The 23,325-nt window shown below is 42.4% G+C and carries 23 protein-coding genes and 1 tRNA gene; 21 read left to right on the top strand and 3 right to left on the bottom strand.

The window, feature by feature from the left end:
- Window positions 1–267 precede the first annotated feature (267 nt).
- Together ACYRYY_RS13665 and ACYRYY_RS13660 are read left to right on the top strand one after the other, a co-directional pair.
- Window positions 268–969, top strand: coding sequence for a hypothetical protein (locus ACYRYY_RS13665; RefSeq protein WP_460216147.1), 702 nt, complete (start codon window positions 268–270; stop codon window positions 967–969).
- Window positions 970–1,031: 62 nt separating this feature from the next.
- Window positions 1,032–2,666: a BRO-N domain-containing protein gene (locus ACYRYY_RS13660; protein ID WP_460216146.1), complete on the top strand. Its 1,635-nt coding sequence runs from the start codon at window positions 1,032–1,034 to the stop codon at window positions 2,664–2,666.
- 151 nt (window positions 2,667–2,817) lie between these two features.
- Here the strand turns inward: ACYRYY_RS13660 and ACYRYY_RS13655 are convergent, their stop codons facing one another.
- Window positions 2,818–3,081 (bottom strand): hypothetical protein, encoded by a 264-nt coding sequence (locus ACYRYY_RS13655; RefSeq protein ID WP_460216145.1) that lies wholly within the window; start codon window positions 3,079–3,081, stop codon window positions 2,818–2,820.
- Window positions 3,082–3,406: 325 nt separating this feature from the next.
- On the opposite strand from ACYRYY_RS13655, the gene ACYRYY_RS13650 reads away from it, so the two are divergent.
- Genes ACYRYY_RS13650 through ACYRYY_RS13640 form a run of 3 tightly spaced genes read left to right on the top strand, consistent with a single transcriptional unit; the run spans window position 3,407 to window position 7,720 of the window.
- The gene (locus ACYRYY_RS13650) at window positions 3,407–5,323 is read left to right on the top strand and encodes an HsdM family class I SAM-dependent methyltransferase (protein ID WP_460216144.1); all 1,917 of its coding nucleotides are present in this window, start codon (window positions 3,407–3,409) and stop codon (window positions 5,321–5,323) included.
- Window positions 5,310–6,380 (top strand): restriction endonuclease subunit S, encoded by a 1,071-nt coding sequence (locus ACYRYY_RS13645; RefSeq protein WP_460216143.1) that lies wholly within the window; start codon window positions 5,310–5,312, stop codon window positions 6,378–6,380. Before ACYRYY_RS13650 ends, ACYRYY_RS13645 begins: the two co-directional genes overlap by 14 nt.
- Entirely contained in the window at window positions 6,377–7,720 is a 1,344-nt protein-coding gene (locus ACYRYY_RS13640; RefSeq protein WP_460216142.1) for an ISL3 family transposase, read from the top strand. Before ACYRYY_RS13645 ends, ACYRYY_RS13640 begins: the two co-directional genes overlap by 4 nt.
- An 8-nt stretch (window positions 7,721–7,728) precedes the next feature.
- Here ACYRYY_RS13640 and ACYRYY_RS13635 read toward each other — a convergent pair whose 3' ends face one another.
- Window positions 7,729–8,064, bottom strand: a complete 336-nt coding sequence (locus tag ACYRYY_RS13635) for a hypothetical protein (protein WP_460216141.1) — start codon at window positions 8,062–8,064, stop codon at window positions 7,729–7,731.
- A gap of 298 nt (window positions 8,065–8,362) precedes the next feature.
- Here ACYRYY_RS13635 and ACYRYY_RS13630 point away from each other — a divergent pair, with 298 nt between their 5' ends.
- From ACYRYY_RS13630 to ACYRYY_RS13555, 16 genes are all read left to right on the top strand, one after another.
- Window positions 8,363–8,761: an antitoxin Xre-like helix-turn-helix domain-containing protein gene (locus ACYRYY_RS13630; protein WP_460216140.1), complete on the top strand. Its 399-nt coding sequence runs from the start codon at window positions 8,363–8,365 to the stop codon at window positions 8,759–8,761.
- Window positions 8,755–9,447, top strand: a complete 693-nt coding sequence (locus ACYRYY_RS13625) for an RES family NAD+ phosphorylase (RefSeq protein ID WP_460216139.1) — start codon at window positions 8,755–8,757, stop codon at window positions 9,445–9,447. The genes ACYRYY_RS13630 and ACYRYY_RS13625 overlap by 7 nt, the downstream gene beginning before the upstream one ends.
- A gap of 317 nt (window positions 9,448–9,764) precedes the next feature.
- Window positions 9,765–10,385, top strand: coding sequence for an NYN domain-containing protein (locus tag ACYRYY_RS13620; RefSeq protein WP_460216138.1), 621 nt, complete (start codon window positions 9,765–9,767; stop codon window positions 10,383–10,385).
- Window positions 10,386–10,551: 166 nt separating this feature from the next.
- Complete coding sequence (locus ACYRYY_RS13615; protein ID WP_460216137.1) at window positions 10,552–11,376, top strand: DsbA family protein; 825 nt, start codon at window positions 10,552–10,554, stop codon at window positions 11,374–11,376.
- 7 nt (window positions 11,377–11,383) lie between these two features.
- Window positions 11,384–13,102, top strand: coding sequence for a type IV secretory system conjugative DNA transfer family protein (locus ACYRYY_RS13610; RefSeq protein WP_460216136.1), 1,719 nt, complete (start codon window positions 11,384–11,386; stop codon window positions 13,100–13,102).
- Window positions 13,099–13,671 (top strand): DUF4400 domain-containing protein, encoded by a 573-nt coding sequence (locus tag ACYRYY_RS13605; protein ID WP_460216135.1) that lies wholly within the window; start codon window positions 13,099–13,101, stop codon window positions 13,669–13,671. The genes ACYRYY_RS13610 and ACYRYY_RS13605 overlap by 4 nt, the downstream gene beginning before the upstream one ends.
- Window positions 13,672–13,680: 9 nt before the next feature.
- On the top strand, window positions 13,681–13,857 hold the full coding sequence (locus ACYRYY_RS13600) for a hypothetical protein (RefSeq protein WP_460216134.1): 177 nt from the start codon (window positions 13,681–13,683) through the stop codon (window positions 13,855–13,857).
- Window positions 13,854–16,001, top strand: coding sequence for a type IA DNA topoisomerase (locus ACYRYY_RS13595; protein WP_460216133.1), 2,148 nt, complete (start codon window positions 13,854–13,856; stop codon window positions 15,999–16,001). The genes ACYRYY_RS13600 and ACYRYY_RS13595 overlap by 4 nt, the downstream gene beginning before the upstream one ends.
- Before the next feature lies 1 nt (window position 16,002).
- The gene (locus tag ACYRYY_RS13590; protein ID WP_460216132.1) at window positions 16,003–17,421 is read left to right on the top strand and encodes an ATP-binding protein; all 1,419 of its coding nucleotides are present in this window, start codon (window positions 16,003–16,005) and stop codon (window positions 17,419–17,421) included.
- Window positions 17,421–19,244: a TraI domain-containing protein gene (locus ACYRYY_RS13585; protein WP_460216131.1), complete on the top strand. Its 1,824-nt coding sequence runs from the start codon at window positions 17,421–17,423 to the stop codon at window positions 19,242–19,244. The genes ACYRYY_RS13590 and ACYRYY_RS13585 overlap by 1 nt, the downstream gene beginning before the upstream one ends.
- 10 nt (window positions 19,245–19,254) lie before the next feature.
- On the top strand, window positions 19,255–19,725 hold the full coding sequence (locus tag ACYRYY_RS13580) for a hypothetical protein (RefSeq protein WP_460216130.1): 471 nt from the start codon (window positions 19,255–19,257) through the stop codon (window positions 19,723–19,725).
- Complete coding sequence (locus tag ACYRYY_RS13575) at window positions 19,722–20,198, top strand: thermonuclease family protein (RefSeq protein ID WP_460216129.1); 477 nt, start codon at window positions 19,722–19,724, stop codon at window positions 20,196–20,198. The genes ACYRYY_RS13580 and ACYRYY_RS13575 overlap by 4 nt, the downstream gene beginning before the upstream one ends.
- Window positions 20,199–20,427: 229 nt before the next feature.
- The gene (locus tag ACYRYY_RS13570; protein WP_460216128.1) at window positions 20,428–21,177 is read left to right on the top strand and encodes a hypothetical protein; all 750 of its coding nucleotides are present in this window, start codon (window positions 20,428–20,430) and stop codon (window positions 21,175–21,177) included.
- Window positions 21,158–21,676 carry a DUF1643 domain-containing protein gene (locus tag ACYRYY_RS13565; RefSeq protein WP_460216127.1) on the top strand — a complete coding sequence of 173 codons (519 nt, stop codon included), beginning with the start codon at window positions 21,158–21,160 and terminating at the stop codon, window positions 21,674–21,676. Before ACYRYY_RS13570 ends, ACYRYY_RS13565 begins: the two co-directional genes overlap by 20 nt.
- 57 nt (window positions 21,677–21,733) lie before the next feature.
- Entirely contained in the window at window positions 21,734–21,997 is a 264-nt protein-coding gene (locus tag ACYRYY_RS13560; protein WP_460216126.1) for a hypothetical protein, read from the top strand.
- Between the two features lie 10 nt (window positions 21,998–22,007).
- Window positions 22,008–23,195, top strand: coding sequence for a tyrosine-type recombinase/integrase (locus ACYRYY_RS13555; protein ID WP_460216503.1), 1,188 nt, complete (start codon window positions 22,008–22,010; stop codon window positions 23,193–23,195).
- Between the two features lie 23 nt (window positions 23,196–23,218).
- Here ACYRYY_RS13555 and ACYRYY_RS13550 read toward each other — a convergent pair.
- A tRNA-Pro gene (locus ACYRYY_RS13550) sits at window positions 23,219–23,292 on the bottom strand.
- Between the last annotated feature and the right edge of the window lie 33 nt (window positions 23,293–23,325).

Below are 23,325 nucleotides of genomic sequence, written 5' to 3'. Positions count from 1 at the left end.
AAACCTCCACCCCGATACTATTTTAACCTTGCAAAGAAATCTCACAACGGCGGTAGCTGTTCCTGTTCTGAACGGCATTCAGCTCTGCCAAAATCACTATGACGAATTTACGATTAACAGTCGTATTTTCTGTCATGGTTATAGACCCCCGGTGTCTCGAATCCGTAAGGACCGAGGTGGCTCTTCCGTTGTGAAGCCATTTGCAACACCGGGGCTTTTTGTCTGCAAAATGAGAAGCCTCCGGAATATCACAACGGAGGCACAGCTATGTCTGACCTATACCTTGACATAGCCCCGTCAGACGAATACGGCTTTCTCATATCTACAAAGGAAGCTGCACGGGGCTTTGACTGCTCACCTCATACCATCAGAAACACGAAAAACTCCAACAAAAGCAAATTCGCTGAAGGAGTCCACTTCGTCAAACTCTTCAACAACGTCAAAGATTCCAAAGGACAAGTCACAAATTTGAGTTCTAAGCAGACTTTCTGGACACGGGAAGGGGTTATCCTTCTCAGCTCTCTTATCGACACGGAGAGAGCCAGAGAGTTCGCAGGATGGGCAAAAGAAGTCATCATCGATCCGTGGGAATACGAGATGGAGGATGAAGACGAGCTCTTAACCGTCGTTGATCTGCCCTCCATGAAGAAATCAACACCCGATGAAGCTTCTCCGGGGAAACGCACAGTCGAAGGTATTGCCTATATCAGGCCGGCCCTGAAGGGAGAGAAAAAGCCGCGTAAGCTCTACAAAAAGCAGGATGTGAAACTCCTTATGGACAGAATGCGCAGTGCACTCGATTTTGAGCTGGCAAAAGGCAGCCTGAGTAAAGCACTGCCTCCGGCGGCCTATTTGCAGGAACCCGGTAAACTGTCCAGTGAACCCTTGTATGAGCTTGAAACAGTATTTGCCTTTATGAGGGACAGTATCGAAGCTCATAAATCTGAGCTTATACCGCTGGTTCGTTAAAAAGACACACTTTTCAATCTGAATTAGCTGTAATAAGAGAAAAAGAATACCGGAGAGATAAAATGGAAACGACAGCATTATCTACATTTCAGCATGAGAAGTTCGGAGAGATCCGGACAATGAAGGATGAAAAGGGCGAGCCGTGGTTTGTAGCAAAAGAGGTTGCCGTTGCTCTGGGATATACTAATCCACAGAAGGCTATACGAGACCATTGTAAAGGGGTGAACGAGACGTTCACCCCTTCAAAAGGCGGAAATCAGCTGACTAAAATCATCCCTGAATCTGATCTTTACCGCCTGATTCTCCGTTCCAAGCTGCCGCAAGCCGAGGCATTTCAAGATTGGGTCACCTCCGAGGTCCTGCCGTCTATCCGCAAGACAGCAATTCACGAAAGAGCCGGAGAAGCAGCACCGGAATACCCTGTGGGCAATTCAACAGAAAGCCCAAAAGAGGCTCAGGCAGTACAAGCTTTTCAGCATGAGAAGTTTGGACAAGTAAGGACACTTATCAAAGAAGATGGCGAGCCGTGGTTCTTTGCACAAGAGATAACGAAAGCTCTTGATTATGGCAACAATGCCAGAACCATCAAAGACAACGTTGACGATGAGGATATACTTATTAGGTATATCCCAGAGTTATCAAATAATTATACCCTCATAAACGAGTCTGGATTGTATTCCCTTATCCTTCGGAGCAGCAAACCGGAAGCGAAGATTTTTAAAAAATGGGTCACTTCCGAGGTACTGCCGTCAATCCGCAAGACAGGTCAGTATGGTAGCGCAAGTGTCCCTCCTGTTCCTGCTCCGGCCCCTGTGTTGATTATAAGGCAGCCGATCACCGCCGACTTATTTATAGAGAGAGACGGTTTCTTCTGGCTCTCTCTTGAGGCGATAATAAACGCTATCAACACGGAGAAAAAACTTTCGCTCTCCATGCTCTCCGATATGGTTATGATGATAAGCTTCCTGAAAGGATTTTTTGTAACCATCGACGGTAATGTTTACACAAGGGATGAAGGAATATACTTCGCCGGCATCATGGCAACAGAGGAAAAGGTTAAGCTGGACTTCTTCGCTCAGATAAAACCCGTCCTCGATGAGCTTCAGGAGAGGAAGAACAAGGAGCTTAAAAGAACCACAATCAGGGCATATCAAAAAGCGATCTATGGGGTAAAATCAAAAGAAGATCTCAAGATTCTGAAAAAGATTGTTAGGTATAAACAGAAGGATCTGACAATAAACGAGATAGCAGTTTTGACAGGCCTGAAGGAAATCGATGTACTGGCACGCCTGAGAGATATAGAAAACTCCTGTCTTATGGATATGCCCGACCTTCTTGACTGGATACCAGTAAGGAATCCCCCCGCCTCTCCCTCTGCGCCGGCAAAAATAACTACTGAACATATGGGCGAATTTTATGATATTTTAAAGGAGCTCATTATCGCTCTGGGTGTTTATGATGCAATCCTGCTGTGGCATCTCCGGACAATGCTTGTGGAAAACAAAACGCAGAGCATCACAACAACATATGCCGACTGGTTTAAGGAGTTTCCCTTCAAATCGGAAACGATGTTGAGAAAGGTTGTGAGTAGACTGGAAAAGAAGGGAATAATTGTATCTGAAAGAGTGGGCTTGCTGGCCAAGAAATACAGCATCAGCACAGAAGCACTGAAAAAATGTCTGGCGGAAAAGAAATAAGTTTGCGTTCCTTAAACTCTGGACGCAATTCACCCTCTGGCGGGCGGAGCTGGACACTCTGCCCGCTTTTTTTAAATTTCGGCTATTTGCAATCTAAGGTTGAGTTTTATTCTTTAGAGCGTCTACTATAACATCCATAATAAACCTTGGGCTATTTGCATTTGAAGGTTGCGTATATCAAGGGGAATTTCCAGTTTTCTTTTTTAATACGCTTTTCAAACTTTATCCGAACTCCTGAAGCAATTGCCAACTCCGCTTCATTCGGGTTTCCATCTTCATGGCCAATAATCAATGCTGGCGCTGCCATACTCTCACTGACCGTCAAACACCAAATCGCGCCTTTGCTGCCTATTGGTGGGTTTCCACACTCATCGCATTCTGTATCATAAGGCTCTTTCTGATGCTTGCAGTTCATAGGAGTGCGCCCAGCATGCCAATAAGCCACATCAGGCACAAAACTTGTTGAAAGTATCCTGTCTGTGTCAAGAAACTCTCCGCGGAAATCCTCGCCCCCGTGAAAAACTATCTGCCCCGGCGCTAGCACCCTACCCTTATCTTTTATGGGTATCCGGATTTCCTGATTGATACCGGCAATCCAGAGCCACGTAACATTGCATGCAAATTCCGGCGAGTCGGATTGTTATATCTTGTGACAATTTATTCAAAAGCGGCATTTTTGATTGACGTAACACCTCTTTTTGTGTAGGCTGAACGCTATACAAATTTCATAGAGGTGCCACATGGCCAAAAAAGAAGCGGTAACGGATTTGTGGGTTCATGGGTTGCTGCAAGAAGCAAATATCCATCTTGACCCCCAGGGCAGTACGATCCTTGAGATTGACAAAGCACTCAAAACGGCGTCAAAAAGCGGCTTCGGAAAGGTTGGCTTTCCTGAATACGTTGGTGTCGTGAAAGACTTTCTTTTGGTCATTGAAAACAAGGCTGACATCTCACGCCACGTAAAAGTGGATGAGAACGGGGTGGTGAGCCTTGATCCTGTCGATGTCAAAAATTACGCCATCAATGGCGCCGTGTTTTACGGAAAACATTTGGCTAAAAACACGTCCTACAAAAAGGTTCTTGTTTTTGGCATTTCGGGCGATTCAAAAAAACACCGAATCAGCCCGGTGTACATCGACGAAACCGAGTATTACCGGGAACTCCCCGATGTCGAGTCCTTTATTTCGTTTTCAGCGGAGAACATCGACGAATACTATGTTCGAGAAGTTCTCAAAGAAGAAACCGATACCGAAAAGGAGTTGGCGGAGATTTTGAGGGATGCCGCAGCGCTTCATGAAGACTTGAGAAATTATGGCAACCTGAAAGACATCGATAAACCACTTATCGTTTCCGGGATATTGCTTGCATTGCGTGAAGTGGAGTCAAAAAACTTCTCCATTGACGATCTGACGGGCGATGTCGTAGTCACGGATGGGCAAAAGATTTTCAATGCCATTCAAGCCAACCTGACACGCTCCCGAGTCGCGCCAGAAGTCAAAAAAGACAAAATATTGAGTCAGTTCTCGTTGTTCAAGAATTCGGTTCGACTCAATGAGGTTCATGCAACGCTTGCGAAAACGCCGTTGAGACATTTCACAGAGTTTTTGAATTCCAAAATTTACAGAAGCATCAAGTACACAAAATCCTCCGAAGATTACCTTGGGCGCTTCTATGGGGAGTTCATGTCGTATTCTGGCGGCGATGGTCAGACGCTGGGTATTGTTCTTACCCCAAAGCACATTACCGATTTGTTTTGTGACCTGGTGGCAATCAAGCCAGATGACGTGGTTCTGGACCCCTGTACGGGCACCGCAGGCTTTCTGGTTGCGGCAATGCATCACATGCTTTCGCAAACGGAAAACGAAAACGAAAAGAAAAAAATCCGCCAGGAACGGTTGCACGGCATTGAAGACCAGGAATACATGTTCACCATTGCCACCACCAACATGATTTTGCGGGGTGACGGAAAAAGCAATTTAATCAATGGTGATTTTCTGAAAGAAAACCCAAGCAAGCTTCAGTTAAAGCAAGCTACGGTTGGCATGATGAACCCGCCGTACTCGCAGGGCTCCAAAGCCAACCCTTCTTTGTATGAAATGTCATTCACCGAGCACTTGCTGGACTCGATGAGTAGCGGTGGCAGGGTGATTGTCATTATTCCGCAGTCCTCTGTCACCGGGAAAACGAACGAAGAAAAAGCCATCAAGGCCAATATTCTCAAGAAACACACGCTTGAAGGCGTAATCACCTTGAACAAGGATACGTTCTATGGCGTAGGAACAATGCCTTGCATTGCCATCTTTACGGCAGGCGAACCTCACACCGACGACAAGGAATGCAAGTTCATTGATTTCAGAAATGACGGCTACAAAGTCAGCCCGCATATCGGACTCATCGAGACCGAACAAGCCAAAGACAAGAAGCAGCACCTCCTGGATGTCTGGTTTGATCGGATGGATGCGGACAGCAAGTTTTGTGTCAAAACAACGGTTGAAGCTGACGACGAATGGCTGCACAGTTTCTATTACTTCAATGACGAAATCCCGACAGAGGCGGAATTTGAAAAAGCCATCGGTGATTATTTGTCGTTTGAGTTCTCCATGATCATGCAAGGTCGGCGCTATCTGTTTGAAGGGGAAAACGATGCTCAGGCTTGAAGACAGGGAATGGAAACCTATTTTTATTACTGATGTTTTTGAGTCAATGAAATCATCGTCAGCATGGTTTGACAAAGCCGACATTAAGTCTGGCATTAAGCAACATCCGTATTTAAGTCAGACCTACATGTCTAATGGTGTTCTTGACATTGTGGCAGATCAAAACAAGCCGATTGAAATTGGAAACTGCATTACAATGACTCTCAAAACACAAGCAACTTTTTATCAGCCGTTCAATTTCTATACAGCTCAAAATTTTCTCATTTTTCGTCATCAATTATTAAATAAATTTAATGGATTATTTCTTGTTCGTGCAATGAGAAATTCTATTAAAAAATATTCATGGGGATATGGTGTCTCCATGTCTCGGTTGAAAAAAACAAAAATCATGCTCCCCGTTACCCTTTCCGGCGAACCAGACTATGCTTTCATGGAAGCTTACGGAAAGCAATTGATGGCCAGAAAAATCTCCGAATACGAAGACTACGTAAGAGAGGTGCTTGACGAGGTTGAGTACAAGGAAGTGCCGTTGCTTGCTGATAAAAAGTGGTCGGATTTTTTTATCGAGGATATTTGCGCGATTTGTTCTGGCATGGATATTTATGATGCGGAGCGCATTGCTGGCAATACGCCGTATATATCGTCAACGGCCAGAAACAACGGAATTGGGTACTTCGTAAACAATAAAAACACGACGCTTGCTTCTGGGTGCATATCCGTAAATAGAAATGGCTCCGTTGGCTACTCTTTTTACCATCCCTACAACGGGCTTTTTTCAAATGACTGTAGAAAGCTGACGTTATCCGAAGGAACTCACTTCGCTGGGTTTTTTCTGGCAAATCAAATTTCTGCTCAACGGGGGAAATACAATTACGGATACAAAATGGGGACTGCGAGGTTAAAGCGTCAAAAAATCATGCTCCCTGTTGATGGAAATGGACGCCCTGATTTTGACTACATGGAGCAATACGCCAAAAACATCTACCGAAAGAAGATTGAGGACTACCTAGACTACTTGGGTGTTGTTAAAGCGAGTTTGCAGGCGCAGCCTCAATGACGGTCCCAAATTTCATCAATCTTCCGTTGTTTACCGTTCTTTCGGTTGAGGAAACCGATCATGATTACCATGTCACGGCGGAGTCTGCGCACGCCCCAGGGGCATGCATCTCATGTCAAGGCAAAGAGATTGTCGGCTTTGGAAAGCGGGCGCAGCTTTACAACGATCTGCCGATCCACGGAAAGCGAGTAGGCATCACGGTGAACCGAAGACGTTACAAGTGCAAATCTTGTGGTGTGACGTTTTATGAGCCACTGGCCACGATGCACGAACACCGCCGCGCCACGGTTCGGCTGGTTCGCTACATTGAGCATGAGTCCATGCGTCGAACATTCGCCAGTGTTGCGGCGGATACCGGGGTGGATGAAAAAACCATTCGCAGTATTTTCAAACGATGCGCGGAGCAACTGGACAAGACTGTTCGTTTCGAATTGCCTCAATGGATGGGAATCGACGAAATCCACATCATCAAGAAGCCCCGGTGCGTGATTACCAATGTTGAACACAACACCGTGGTTGATATGCTGCCGAATCGGGAAAAACAGGCGCTCACAGCCTATTTGAAGAACCTTGGCACACAGAAGTCGGCGGTGCGATATGTCGCGATGGATATGTGGCGTCCGTACAAGCTGGCCATCAAAGAAAACATCCCACACGCAAAAATTGTTGTCGACAAGTTTCACGTCGTCCGTATGGGCAATGTCGCGCTGGAAATGCACCGGAAATCCATTCGGCGCACCTTGAACAGCCGGCAACGGGTCAAGCTCATGCGGGACCGTTTTATCCTGTTGAAGCGGCCAAGTGAGATTTCAACGGAAGAACGTGACTTGATGGGGCCATGGTTCGAAGCCTTCCCAACACTGGGTTTGGCTTACGAACTCAAGGAAGGTTTTTTTGGGGTATGGGAGAACGCCAGTACGCGTCAAGATGCGGAAGTGCTTTTTGATGCATGGAAGGTGAAAATCACGCCCGAAGTTGAGGCGCATTTCCAGCCGATCTTGACCGCCTTCGAGAACTGGCATGATGAAATTTTCGCTTACTTTGATCACCCGATTACCAATGCCTATACGGAATCCTTAAACAGCCTGATCCGGGTAATCAACAGGAACGGGCGCGGATATAGCTTTGATGCGCTACGGGCCAAAGTGCTTTACACCGAAGGAACGCATCGGATCGTCAAGCCTTCGCACCGCGTCGTGTCAAAAGGACGAAACGTGCACATTGGTATGAGTCTGGATGCTGGCTACGGACTTCCTCCCGATCAAGAGCCAAGCGAAAAGAATTACGGCGCCTTCATTCCGGATCTGGTTCGGATGCTGGAGAACGACGCGAAAGACTGAGAAATCAATCAACTTTTCCGGATACCCTCTTTTATTACAACATCGGCTGATTTTGATAACTCAGTATTGTCGTTATAGTGCTTGTGGTTAAGCACATAATTTTTCATTGCTTCTGAATTAGACAAAGAAAACTTCATGGCATTATAAACATGACATCTTCGGAGCTTGTCTTCAACAAGCCTTCGGTTACAAGATCCTTTTTCCATCATAGCCTGAAGATAATCATCAAGAGATAATTCAAATTTTTGCTTATTTATAGGGTGTGAACATGGATTCCCTTCGTTATCCAGATAAATTTCACCTGCTACAGGAAACAGTTCAATTAAGTCATATTTGTCGCGCATATAGTTCTTCCTTGGGTAATTTGTATTTTTTTCTTCCCAGATGAAACGCAAAGCGTTCTATGTTGCCTATATAGGTTGCTATAATGAGCTTTACTTACCTACATTAAAGCAGTTCGTTTGCAGAGCAACTACTTTTTTGGAGTCAGTCAATATCTTAGCAATTTATCTAAATAGATAAACAGCAATTTAGGTAAATAAATTGTTTATGTGATTAAGTATAAAACAATAATCGAAAAAGATATTGCTAAGCTCTACTTTTGCTATATTATTATAATATGCTCTATATATGGAGGCTGATATGGCGACCGCTAATCTCGCAAAACACAGCACATTCACCGAAGCAGATATGGCAAATGCTGGTTTTAAAGCATTTCTGAATATTACTGAAAAATGGGGGCTCAGCGTTCAACAACAGAGAACGCTCCTTGGCGATGTTCCCGAATCTACCTTTCATAAATGGAAAAAGGAAGGGAATGTCAAATTGGACAAAGATAAACTTGAGCGTATCTCATATATCCTTGGGATACATAAAAGCCTTAGGATACTGCACCGTAACGATTCTGTGTATAATGTCGTCACACGCAATATCCAAAATGGTTTCTTTCAAGGGAGATCTCCTCTGGATATAATGCTTAACGGCAGGGTTATGGATTTATACCGTGTCAGACAATTCTTCGATGGACAAAGAGGATGGTAAAACGTTCGCTGATAACTCTCAAGCCAGGATATCGAATTATACCATCATGCTACCCATCCATATCTCTTTTTGAAGATGTCGCAGAGCCGGAGGACTTTGAAGCATTATATGCGCTTGAGTCTTTAACAAATCCAAGATTGTCTGATGTAGGCGATATGGCTCTGCTTCCAAAAGAAGAATGGGTACTTGGGGAAGGGTCAACGCCCATTATGGCAGCATTTACTCATGTTAAACAGGAAGGTGACAGATTCACAGACGGAACCTTCGGAGCTTTCTATGCCGCGGACTCGCTTGAATGCGCTATATATGAAACAGCATTTCACAGAGCAACATATTATAAATCAGTCAGCGAACCGCCGTGTGAGCTTGAAATGCGCGTTTATACAGTAGAAATATCAGGAAACTTTGTTGATATAAGAGATACAGACAAATACATGGGCTACTATTCTTTGAACTCATATGCTGAATCTCAGGTATTTGGACGTTCTCAAAAAGATGCAGGGGAATACGGCATAGTTTATTTCAGTGTTAGATATACAGGAGGAATAAACGTAGCTGTCTTCAGGCCTAAAGGAGTCATAAGCAACTGCAACGAATCTAAATACCTCAAATATAAATGGGACGGAGAGAAAATAAAAGAGGTATACGAAATATCTGGAGCAAGGATAATAAATTACAGAAGCTGAAGGCTTTGGTGTATTTCTGGCTCTATTTTATGGAAGGTTACATTAAGAAAATTGGGTTCATTTTCTTGCCCTCTTGCGCTGTGGTTTCTCTTTTTCAACCAGCTCATCAAAAGACTGATCCCTTCATATTGATTAAGACCGGATAGATAGAGAGGTAATGAAAAGGTATGCAGTGGAGTAGTTGCAAAAGGTATTGACATATCACGAACTACAGACTAGTGTACACACAAGAGCAATTAATAAGTTATCCCCCCAATGGTTTCGACCTTGGGTACAGAGCCTACTTCGGTAGGCTCTAGTTGTTTTATGAGTTATTCATGGATACATATGTCTATATTGATGGGTTTAATTTTTACTATGGAGCGGTTAAAGACACTAAATACAAATGGCTTGATTTAAATAAAATGTGCCAAATGCTCCTGCCAAAACATAACATTGTAAAGATTAAATATTTTACTGCGATCGTAAGCGGAAGAAAAGACCCCGACCAACCATTGAGACAAAAATCTTATATACGTGCTTTAAAATCCTTTCTCCCGAATATTGAAGTCTTTGAAGGGAAATTTCTTTCTCACCCTGTAACCATGCCGCTAGAAACTCCAAATGGAAGTATGAAGTATGCCCGTGTCATAAAAACAGAGGAAAAAGGTTCAGATGTTAACCTCGCTATTCACATGATTAACGATGCTTGGAAAGACCTTTATGAGTGTGCTGTATTAATATCCAATGACAGCGATCTTGCAGGAGCATTAGAAATTGTAAAATGTGAGCGGAAAAAGTTGATTGGTGTGATCAATCCGCACAAACATCATTTTTCACAAGAATTGATTCATCATGCGCATTTTAAGAAACCCGTCAGAGAGAGTGTGCTTCAACAGTGTCTGTTACCTAACAATATCCCCGGAACAAATATTCGCATTCCCCAAGCTTGGAAATAATCTTTTAATTTCCCCGCTTTCAAGCAGCTCATCAAAAGACTGATATGTCCCTTCATATTGATTAAGATCTGAAAACAAATCAGACACAAAATCCTCAAATACAAAAAAAGACACGTTTTTGTTCCCGAATATCTCCTATGCTGACTTCATCACATAGGAGGCAGATATGAAAAAATTTATCGCAGTAATTCTTGTTGCCATCGTCGCTTTCGGAGTATTCGCCGGCAATGTTATGGCAGCACCATCGGAAACAGCCAAGCAGCTCATCAGTATCCTTCAGAAGAAGTCAGAAGGACAGGCGCGCATCAATGTAATCAGTGAAACAGTCATTCCCGGAACTGATTTCAAGTTTATCTTGCTGGACTTCGCAATCGGGCAGGAATCCAAAGAGATTTCATTTGTGACAAACGGGCGGTATATCACAAACGCTCTCGTTGATCTTGAAACGGGACAGAACGTTGCCCTTTATTACGAAACAACCGCCAGAAAAGTCAGCGTGGAAACCTCGCCTGATGAACTTTACTTCGGTAATCCTAATGGGAAAGCCAAGGTGGTTATTTTCTCAGATTACAACTGCTCTTTCTGCGTCAAACTCATGACAGAGCTTCAGCCGTTCTTTAAACAGCATGAGAAGAATATCGCAATCTATTACAAACATCTCCCATACCAGCCTAATTCCAGACAACTTTCTGTGTTCTATGAAGCAGGGAAGAAGCTCGGCTATACATGGAACATGTACGCTGAAAATTACGGTGGAATGAACAGTGAATCTCTCACAAAGTTATTCGAACAGAAGCTTAATCCGAAGGATGTACCTGCTTTCAGAAAACTGATCAATGATCCTGAAATCAACGGGAAAATCGACAGGCATATAGCACAGGCAACAAAGCTAGGCATTCAGGGGACACCGCACGTAATTATAAATGGCAGTCCTGTCAGCGGTTACCAGAAAGACATGATTACCCAGCTCATCCAGAAAGCTGTGAAGTAGGTGGGTTATGTTCCTGAAGAACTATTACGTCATCCCGTTTATTATTGAGTTCATCCTTGCCCTATTTATCCTTTTAAAAGGCGAGTACCTCTTTATACATGGGAACGTAGCTTTAGGACTTGGCATAGGTGTGCTGGCTCTGGCCGCACACCGTCTTTACAAAATGCTATCAAAAATCACCGATATTAATGCCTTGGCGTTTTCGCGCAAACTGACAGTCAAACTCGATGATATAAACGCAGATAAAAAGAAAGTTATGCTCGGCAGAGGCTTCCTGTGGCAAAACAAGCATGTACAGGCAATGTCTGATTTAAGCCAGGTAAAAGAAATTGAGACATATTGCAAATCACAGGAGAGTGACGGAAACCCTCTTATACACGGTGTTGGTCAAAGAGATGAAGAAAATATATATATCAGCACTGGCGATCTAAACCTCCAGTCAGCAATTATTGGCGGAACCGGTTCAGGTAAAACACGCACCCTTGAGTCTTTTGCTGTTCAGGCAGTCAAAAGGGAAGAGCCGGTTATTATCATTGACCCCAAGGGAGACAATGAATTAGTGGACCGCCTTTATGACACGTGCTGCTCATGCAATCGAGAAAATGATTGGCAGTTCTTTTCACTTGTACACCCGAAACACTCTGTAAGCTACAACCCTCTAAGTAATTTCAGTAAAGGATCTGATATAGCATCCAGAATCAAATCTATCATGGATAACTCCGGAGACAGTTTCTACAACAATTTCATCTGGGGCTTGGTGCTCGCAGCGGTAGACGGGCTCATTGTGCTGAAACAGTCTGTCACCTTGAAAAAAATTGAGAAATATGCTCTTGGTGACATAAAGACTCTCTACGCAGAAGTAAAAGCTCTTGAGAAGCAGGACCCTTCAAAAGAAGAATCAAGCATGATCAATGAGGCACTCAAGAACCTTGAATATTACACAAAACAACCCGATGAGTTTTTTCAGAAAGTGCGATCAAACCTTATGCCCGTTCTTCGCGCGCTGACAATTGGCGAAGTCGGTTCGCTCTTATCAGAAACCCCCTCGGATATAACATGGGAAAATGTTGTCCACAAAAATAAAGTCGTTTACATGTATCTCGGCTCAATGCTAGACGCAACAGTGGCGCAAAACGTCGGCAGAATGGCTCTACAGGATTTTCTTTACTATGCCGGCACTATCTATGCTTTCCAAGGGTCAGGAGATCGAACGCCTATCAACCTGTTTGTTGATGAGTTCTACAACGTCATGTTTGATGGCTACGTGGATCTGCTTAATAAATCAAGAGGAGCCGGGGTGCGTGCTTCACTTTTTATGCAGACATCAAAAGACATTGAATCTGTTACTCAGTCTGCGGCCAAAGCAGCGCAGATTCTCGCCAATACAAACATCAAAATATTCCAGCGAATACCTGAGCCGGAGATAGCTGAACTTTGTTGTAGTTTATACGGCAAAACAACTATTCAGCAGAAAATGAGCACGGACTCTGCGACGGCTGATGTTAAAGGCGAAAGCGTATTTACCACATCATCAGGAACCCGTCAGATGCCCAAGGAAGTACCTCTCCTCAACCCTGAATATATAACAGGCCTCCCTACGGGCCATGCGTTTGTATATGTCAAAGGGCGCATGCCGTATAAGCTGCGTTTTCCGATCATTGAAGATGTAGTCAAACGTCCTTTCATGGAAAACGTTACCTCTGATAAAGCAAGGAGAGTTATATGAAAACAAAGTTTTTTTCTATTGTTTTATTTTCGATACTGATTCTTGCTGTTGAAGTAATAATGATTCAATACATGACAAAAACCATTCCTGATTTCAGCTCAAAAATTGTTAGTGCTGAGCTGAGAAATTTTTCTCTACTTGTCGGTGCGGAGAACATTGAAATCATTTATGAGCTTGTTGCAAAAATTCAGCATTTTTTTTATCAGTTTTCATTCAATGAAAAGCTTTTTGATAAAATGCTGGACGTGATTGTTGCTCCGGTAACGATCGCAACGGTGAGAACGCTGACTCTTCTGTTTTCACTCCCGTGTGTATTGCTCGGAGTAATACTTGGCGCGACCGAAGGGTATGTTGAGCATTACAAAAAAATAGAATTCTTTACACTAAAGAGTTCTCTGCTCTTTCACTTCGCATACAGAAGCTGCGTAGTCTTCTATTTGATAATATCCGTTACATACCTTTTCTCTCCGCTGCCAGTAAACCCCTACATCATACTGTACAGTTTTGGAATTGTAGCGTTTGTGTTGACTCAAAAAATTGTCGCAAATTTCCCATTTAGAAAAATATAGAGGTGTGTGATGAGAAGATTATTTATGTTTATCGGTTTAATAACAACTTATTACTGGATGTCCGAGCACGGCTACATTGATGCTCTCCTGAGTATAAAACCCTCTGAAGCCCTTGAAACCGTAAAATCCATAGCAATGCACGCCATTGAAACGATCAAGGAAACTATTGATGGAGTTCTCAAATGAGCTTCAATTTAATGATAGTCGAATCCCCTCATAAAGCGGCCACAATCAGCAAAATCATTGCGAAGGGCAATCAGAAATGGTTTGTTCGCGCCACTAAGGGGCACATACTGGATTTACCGGTGCATGAGCATGGTGTCGAAGTTGTTCAGGGAAAATATCACGGCAAATGGGTCTTTAAAGACGGGAAGAAAGACCTCATCGCGGACTTGAGAAAACTGGCAGCAACGGCAAGTAATGTGTATGTAGCAACAGACAATGACCGTGAGGGCGAAAGAATAGCAGATGATATCGTAAAACAAATCAATCTGAAACAGTATTATCGGGTTGTTTTCCCTGCAATAACTGAAAAAGCCATTAAAGAAGGTATTGCAAATGCCCGGCTCATCGATGAACAGATTGTTGCCGCACAGGTCGCACGCCGCCTCATTGATAGGGAAATCGGGTACAAGGTATCCTCTATTATTAAAAAAGATTTTCAGAAGAACTCTGAGGATTTAAGAGGCGTCGGTGTCGGAAGGGTGGTATCCCCTGCACTCCACCTACTTACTGTGAGAGAGCGGGAAATTGAAGACTTTATACGCGAAAAAACATACCGCCTTGCGATTGATTACATCAAAGACGGGGTTCAGTTTCAGATATTTCACAAGACTGTTTTTAAAGATGATACCAGAGAGGAAATGAACTCTCTTCTTGCTTATCTGGGCAATAAGAATAACCCTCACATAGTCGAGATTTATAAGCCGTCCACCAAAGAAGAAGCCCCCTTCCCTCCCCTGATAACAAGCCGTATGCAGAGAGGAGGCTTTTATCTGATGGGGTATGAGCCCGATAAAACAATGAAACTGGCTCAGAATCTCTTTGAAGCAGGTCTCATCACATACCATCGTACTAGCAGCTACAACATAGATAACGATGCCGTCATTGAGATGATCAGGCTGCTGAACTCCTATTACCCGGAAAAAGATGTTTTGCAGAAAAAGAGGATCTTTAAAGCTAAAAACGCAGGAGAAGCTTCAGCCGCACACGAAGCTATACGCCCCACATATTTCCAAGACGAATTCAACCCTGAAAGAATAAGGAAACACCAGCTATTCCTTGATGCAGAGCTCACTGAAGAACATAGGCGGCTCTACGAGTATATCTGGTATATTACACTGTCCACACAGATGGTTGATTCAGTTTATGACGTTTCAGAGCTTACTATACGCTGCGGCCAGAATACTCTCCATGAAAAAGCTCATTCCCATGCCTTTGAGTACAACCCCATGCTTGAGCGGGACGAAAAAATATTGGGCTGGGAAAAGCTCCGGGGAAGTTACATAAAAACAGCAGAAAGAGAAGCTGATGAAGACTGGAAAGATAAAGAGATTGTCATTCCGCGGCTGCACATAGGTGAGCAATTAAATGTAGTGGACATAAAAGTCATTGACGGTTATACCCGCCGTCCGCCTAGATATGGAATCGGGCGGTTTATAACAACTCTTGAACACATGGGAATAGGTAAACCCTCAACGTTCGCCCTCATATACGAAAAACTTGTAAAAACAGGATGCGTAAGCCTTATCAACAAGCAGATGCTTAAACCTACCGAGCTTGGGTTTGCAATAGATCAGTGGATTGAAGAACACGCACCTTGGATGGTGGATGCTGAACGGGCTAAAGACTTTGAAGATTTGTTAGAGGCGATTGAAAAAGGTGAGATAAGGAACTGTGATAAAGAAATCGCCGAGTACACGGAGCTCATAAATAAATTGGCAGCAGAGAAAGGGTATGTGCCTCCCGTAAGCACTGAAACTCAGAAAAAAGAAGCATTGTGCAGGTGTTCAATATGCAAGGGAGGCAAAATTCTGACCACTTCTAATGATAAAGGGCGCTTTTATCATTGCAGTACACGTAACTGCCTCTTTCTGACAGACAAATCCGTTGACAGTTTCTTTTCCAATTTTGGCTTAAATCTGGATGACGATGAACGCAGCGATGCTCTGAAAAAGGTTCTTTCTAAAAAGTCAGGTTATCAGTTTGAGCTGTATTCAAGCAAAAAACAAAAAAAGTTTACCGCTGCCGTAGTCGTCGCGAAAAACGATAAAGGATATTGGGGATTATCCTTTCCTGAAAAAGGCAGTAGCAAACAGAGGAGAAAATAGTATGAGCTTTACGACTCAGTTGAAAATTACAAAAGAGAGCCAGGTATTGTCTGATGACTTTCTCTTCGGGCACGGTCATACAACTCCAAATAAAATCTATACATGGAACCCTGACAGGATTGAAACAATGAATCCGCATGCCCTTATTTGCGGTTTATCCGGCGCAGGGAAAACAACGCTGCTCAAGCAGTTCGTCAGATATCTTCAGAATAAAGGAAAAGATGTCTATTTGATCGATCTGCACGGTGATCTTGAATTACCTGATGAAAACCATATTGAATTTACAGCATGGGACGCTAAATACGGGATTAATCCGTTTGAGTTCGATAAAGGAGTGAGCGACACCACTCTGCTCGGATTAATTCAATCTGAGAGCTCAGGCAACTTCTTTATGCTCTCGGATGAACAGGAAAGAGCGCTCAAGAATTCGGGCCCCATTGTGCAGATCCGGGAAATTATAGATATCTTTAAAAAGAACTTTATACAGAATATGGGAGCTAAACAGGAATCATTACTCAAGGCCCTTTTGCTTGACACATACAAGCTGAAGGGAATTGTTCACGACGATTACCGAACCTGGATAAATGCGTTACCGAGTGTCGAGGATTTGAGAGATTTAATTATTGAGGTTGAAAACGCCTTCGCAATCATATCCAATTCACTGGGCAGCACCCCTATAAGCGTTGCGAATATCAACGCAATATACAGATCTCCGGATGAAGGCGGACATGAAGGGAATAGCGGCTTATTCATAAAAGGCAAGGAGGTTCCATGTGTAAGGAAATCTGATTTATTTGTTTCCAATAACATTGATCCTGCAAAATACTTCTCAAAAGATAGTATGAGGAGTATTAAAAGCCTGCAATTTTACATAGAGAATCTCATAGAGAGTAAGGTTTTTCACTCAGAAACGCCTCCTTTTACAAGCGGGTTAAACCGTATAAATATCTCAGGACTCCGCCATGATATCCAGATGTTTATGTCTGATATCCTGATTAACAAGGTTTTTCGTATGTGCAAAGCGCGCGGTGAATACTCTAAGCTCGCCAATAAGCCTTCAGGGACCAGAACAGATACATACGTGATAGTCGATGAGGGTAAGCTCATTATCCCCAGCGGAAAAGAGAAAAATAACCCCTTCAGCTATCTAAACAGGATCGTAACCGAATCACGAAAATACGGACTCGGAACAATCATCGCCGTCCAATCTCCGGCGCACCTGCCTGACGAATTTCTCCGCAACATTTACATGCAGGTAATACTCACAACCAATGAAGCTGATTATGATGTTGCGCGCAGAGTTTTTAATCTTTACGACAAGGAGCTGCTTCGTCAGGCCAAAGACTGGGGGGTGGCTCTAGTTAAAACAAAAGCCGGCTTTTTCAGTGTCCGTTTGCCATGGTACGAAGGAGTGCAGTAATGACTATTTTTCAGAAGCTCCGAAAACTGTTTAAGACTCAAGATGAAACAACAAATGATCATCTGGCTGAACAGGAGATAGATAAGGTTCTTGCTGAATATAGAGAACATCTGATCAGGATAGATAATCTATTGCCGTCCACTCATGACTTGAGTTGGAAGCTTTTTAAAATGGTTATCCGGCGTTATCTGCGAAAAGTCTGGGATATTCCTGCTTCGGAGAAGCACCACCATAAAGAGAGGTTCGGTCTTTTTATCCATTCACTCGAAACCGTCGCCGGATCTCTGTATGAGCAGCATAAGCGCTTAGACCTGAAGCTTGATGTAAACGGTAATCTCGACAGCCAGTACAACATCAGGAATAAAGCACGGATATTATTCCGGACAGCAATTCAGGCACTGCTACACGATGCCGGGAAAATCTTTGATGTTAAAATCACATGCAATAATCTTGAATTTGACATTATTAATAATAATTTGCTTGATTTTGCCATACAGAACCCCGGATACAAAATAACATGGAAGAAGAACCGCCATAATGCGCACATCCGACGTAATTTCATGGTCTTTATGGACGTGGTGTCAGACGCAGACAGAGCATTTATCGGGCAGGAAAACCTCCTTATCATGGTTGACTACTTTATGGAGTATAATCCAAAAGAAACGCTCAAAGCATGTATGGATATTATTCAGGAATCAAATCTTGTGAAATCCGCCGACATAAAAAGCACAACCGAGTATCTCGCCAAAAGTATGAATATCCACGAGCCAAACGATGAAGAGAAACTGGTAACGGCTTTTGAAAAAGCATTCAGCGATATATTCCATAAGCAAGGCTTTACCATGAACATCAAGGGTGCTGACATCTTTGTCATGGATTCACATACGCTATTCCTCTCACCCGCTACGCTCAATAAAGTCATTGAGACAATGATTAAAAATTACAACATGAAGACAACCCGTATCAACCTTGTGGCAGTGCTCGCAAAAGCAGGGTATTTAATGGAGACTACGGATAAACGTAATTTCCTTGAAGCAAGGCTCAAATACTCAGATGACGATGACAGCGATAACAAGCTTAGTGTCGTCGCGGTGAAAAACAAATATTTATATCTTGTAAAACCAGATAATTTTAAAGGTGAAATCAGTCTGACAAATGTTGATATGAGCACTCAGACACAACAAGACCCGGAAAAAGAAGAAACAGAAAAGCAGACACTCAGTCATATAAAAGAACAGATTGCCCCTACAGCAGAACAAATTGAACAGCCGCAAGATAATGAAACCAGTTGCGCCAATCAAGATGTAGAATCTGAACAGGATGAAACAACTGAAAATAATGACGCAGTGGCTACTGAAGATACAAATCAACCCGTTCCAATACATCCAGAAACATGCCATGCACCAGATGATATAAAAGCAGAAAACTACCTGCTTTCATATTACGAACGGCTCGAAGCGTTTAAAAGCGGCCATGATGTAAAAAAATATCAGGTATTCCTTAAAGCACTAAATCTCACTATTGAGTCAGGCAGAAAGGTCGAAAATATCTTCCCTTTTGCTATCCACAAGCTCAGTTATATCGCTGTTGTAATTCCTGATGGTTTCATTGAAATCGCAAACATTACAGGGCTCTTTGACACTGATTCAGAAAACCTGCAAACAATTATATATGGTTATGTGAATAGCTTACATGACTCAGGCTGTGTAGGCAAATTCGGTAATAAATCAATTTGCTCAATCACGAGCCCTTCGGGAAAATTTATTGAGAAGTGCATTATGGTGCTGCCCGAAAAAATTAACGAGTTTTCAGAAGAAGATTAGAGAGGCTGTTATGAAGATGATGAAAAGATTGAAAGATATTTTTTACAGGAAGAAAGAACGTGGCATGAAAGAAAGGATTGTTTTACTGGAGGCTCAAATCAGGTTCATGAGATCGTATGAGCATGTCCTGACATATGAACTCTTTAATTTCTTTGAGAACATTCTCAATCGTGCAAAAAAGGGCGAAATTGAGTATTTTTCTTCTCAGCAGATTGAAAGAATAGAGGAATTACTCAATAAGGCAAATCCTAGACATTCCACAGATTCTCCTGAATTCGGTTATTTTGAGCAGTCAATCGCTCTTGAGAATCTGCTTTATTATTATGAGCTGGTACTTTGTAAAGAGGACGCAGACAGCTTGTTTAATGAGGACGCACGAAGAAGCCTCTCATATAACTCTCAATATTACATTCGATATTCGGCTGAATTAGAAAAAACACAGGGACAACCGGGAAAAAGAGCTCTGGAGGGTGCGAAATGAGAACAATATGTACAATCCTTTTATTGCTGTCTGTTTTCTGCAACACGGCTTATGCAGAATATGTTGTTGCCAAAGTAATTAAGGTCACTGATGGCGATACCGTCACAATGCAGTATGACGATATTGTTTTTAAGGTCAGGCTCTATTGCATTGATGCACCTGAAATCAATCAGGAGTATGGCCAAGAGTCTAAAGCATTACTCACGCACTTGACACTGAATAAAGAGTTTACTTTGGAGCTGAAGGATAAAGATCAGTACGGTCGAATTGTTGGCGTAATCTATGAGCCCATAGACGGCCTGAAAAAGAAAAACATTAACCTTGAGATGGTAAGAAACGGTCTCGCTTGGGCATATGACAGGTGTACTGTTTTTGAATATATGCGCTCTCAGTATGTTGCCCGGAAGAAGAAACTTGGATTATGGCAAAATGCAGCACCGGCAAAGCCGTGGGATTACAGGAGGAGGAACTGATAAAGTATCTTATCCTGATTTAAAGCTCAATTATCAAAAAAGACACGTTTTACATTCATTTTTTCCTCTATGATCTTCTAAGCAAAAAAATGAAGGACATGAAAGGAACTCAATACATCTTTTCGAGTCTCCGCCATCATTGCTTCATTTTTTTCGGGAATTTAAAAAAAGACACACTTTTGTCCGGAGATTCATTCTAGGATTTCCTTAACAAAAGGAGGATTTCACGATGCTTGAGAATAACTGTCTTTCATACTGGTATCCGAAAGTTGCAGGGCTTGTTCCAACGCCTGAGACCTTGATTATCAGGACGCAACTTAATCTTGAAGAGTTTGTTGAACACTACAACAGAAAAGATGAACTCCTGGCAACTGATTTTTACGGGAAGCTGCTGAGAGCCTGCAACAGGATTGGATATCCTGTTTTTCTTAAAACCGGCCATTTTTCCGGCAAACATAACTGGCGCAACACATGTTATCTGGAAACTTCCGATGATTTGCTGAAGCACGTCCTTGAGATCACCGAAATGTCAATGTGTGCGGGATTCGGGCTCCCTACAAATGTATGGGCGGTAAGAGAAGTTCTGCCGGTTACTCGTTATTTTGTAGCAGAGCGGTACGGTAATCTCCCTATATCGAAAGAAGTAAGAGCTTTCATCCGAGACGGCGCAGTTCAATGTGTGCACCCGTACTGGCCGAGTGAGGCTATCAAACAGGGAATGACGGCGATCTCATCAACCTTTGACGCAGTATATGAATCTCTTTGCGAGATAAACGAGAACGACAAAAAACAAATAGACAATATCCTCGCGAGCATAGGGCCTGTTTTTAAGGGGTACTGGAGTGTGGATATGCTGAAGTCTGCAAACGGGAAGTGGTATCTCATAGATATGGCTGCCGGCGATCTCTCATTCCATTGGGAGAGCTGCGAATATAAAAAAGATATAAGGTTGCTGTCTGATGCGTACAGCTTTTCTTAAATTCAATTTTCTGACACCTGCCGGCGCCATCTTTTCTCAGTGCAGAAAATACCGTTATGTACTATGGCGAAACTGGGGGGTTGAGAAAAAACGTGTAGTTTTTATCGGACTGAACCCCTCTACTGCGGACGAGAAAATAGATGACCCGACAGTAAGGCGCTGCATTGCTTACGCCAAAAACTGGGGATTCTCAGGAATGTTTATGCTGAATATTTTTGCATTCAGATCAACCAACCCTAAGTTGATGAAAGCTGAACCGGATCCTGTCGGCATAGATAATGACTTCTGGTTGGAAAAAATATGCTCTACCCCTGAATCTCATCTCGTAATCGCTAAATGGGGTAATCATGGAGCACATAACAATAGATCAGAGGCAATAAAGAGGTTGCTTCCTCAGCTATCGTGCCTAGGAGTAACAAATACAGGGGAACCTAAACACATCCTCTATTTGCCATATGGGCTAAAGCCTACTCTCTATCATAAACGTGGCCAATCATGAAGGAACAGGGCATTACAGTGTCAGAGAACAAGTCAAAGGTTTTTAGGAGTTAAAAAAATGTTAAAAAAAGAGCTCCATGGAACTAATATGGAAACAGAAACTATCATCATACATAAACACTATCACGCAAATAAGCCAGACTTTATGACAAAAGAAAGGCTTGCGGAAGAACTTTGTTGTTCACCGGAATACATAGATAAAATGGTTCGCACAGGGACACTGAAAGAAGAAGTACATTTTACTAAAGAGAGTAAGCGTTTTCTCAGATTTTATTATCCAGCAGTAAAGGAAATGCTTGCTCCAGCGCGCTTTACTGAGTAATACTGTGGGAATGGGCACTATACAAATAAGAGGCAAAAAACGCCGGATAAGGGTTGCTTTCGTTTACAGAAGTATTCGCAGATTTGAGAATACAGATTACTATTGTGAAACTGGCAAAAACAATTGCAAGTGTCGCCAATGTCGCTCTGCTCTGGCTTTACTTTCGGAAATTGAACGAAAAATCGCAGAAGGTATATTTAAGTATGGAGATTTTTTTCCAGAATCAAAAGCTTTGAAAAGCTTAAACGATTTAAAGCTTGCTGATACATCTGCAAATGTAGGGTTTTCAACATATGCCAATCAATGGCTTGATTTAATAGAAGACTCCATCGCTTACTCAACTCATAAGACTTATTCTTCTGATGTATCGAAATTGTGTCAATATTTTGGAAATGTTGAGTTAAGGAAGATAAGGCCAACTCATATCCAAATGTTCATAAAACAATGTAATCTTAGCCCAAAATCTATTTCAAATATTATAGGCGTATTACATCAAATCCTTGATAATGCTTACAACGATGAACTGTTAAGCAAAAATCCTGCAAAAGTAATTAAAAAACCAAGAGTCGAAACAAGTGAAGTCGACCCCTTTAATATAAATGAAGCAGAGTCAATAATTAATTGGATGCAGGAACACCATCCACAGATGACTATATTTTTTGCGCTTGGCTTTTACACCGGCATGAGAACAGGTGAATTGCTTGCGCTTAAATGGAGTGATATTGATTTTTCAAAATATACTATTACTGTACAAAGAACCATCACTAAGAATCGTATAAAAGAAAGCACTAAAACAGAAAAATCAAGAACAATAGATATTATTCCGGCGCTTGAAGCATATTTAAAAAACCATAAGCAATACACTTTTCTTAAATCAGATTGGGTTTTAACGACTTTATATAACCAGCCATTTATGAAGACAGAGAATATTAATAGGCTCTACTTTACCCCTTGCTTAAAAGCTCTTGGATTTCGATATAGAACGATTTACCAAATGAGGCATAGCTTCGCATGTATGATGATCGATGCAGGAGAGAATTTGAACTGGATAAAATCCATGCTTGGGCACAGAACACTGTCAATGATTTTTAAACGTTATGGCAACAAAATCAATCGTCAAGATGGGACACGAAAAGGCGTAATCTTCTCTGAAAGTGTGCCAAAAGTGTGCCAAATTAAAAATGACCGTCATAACTAATTGATAAATAAGGGTAAAAAAAATCGGGGAAACAGGATTTGAACCTGCGACCCCCTGTGCCCAAGACAGGTACGCTACCAAACTGCGCTATTCCCCGATTATTCAGTCCCATTAAGTTAATGGGAAGAGA

The sequence above is a fragment of the Geovibrio sp. ADMFC3 genome (assembly GCF_054687035.1).
Note: the sequence above shows the minus strand (reverse complement) of the source record. Positions and strands in the feature narration are given on the sequence as shown.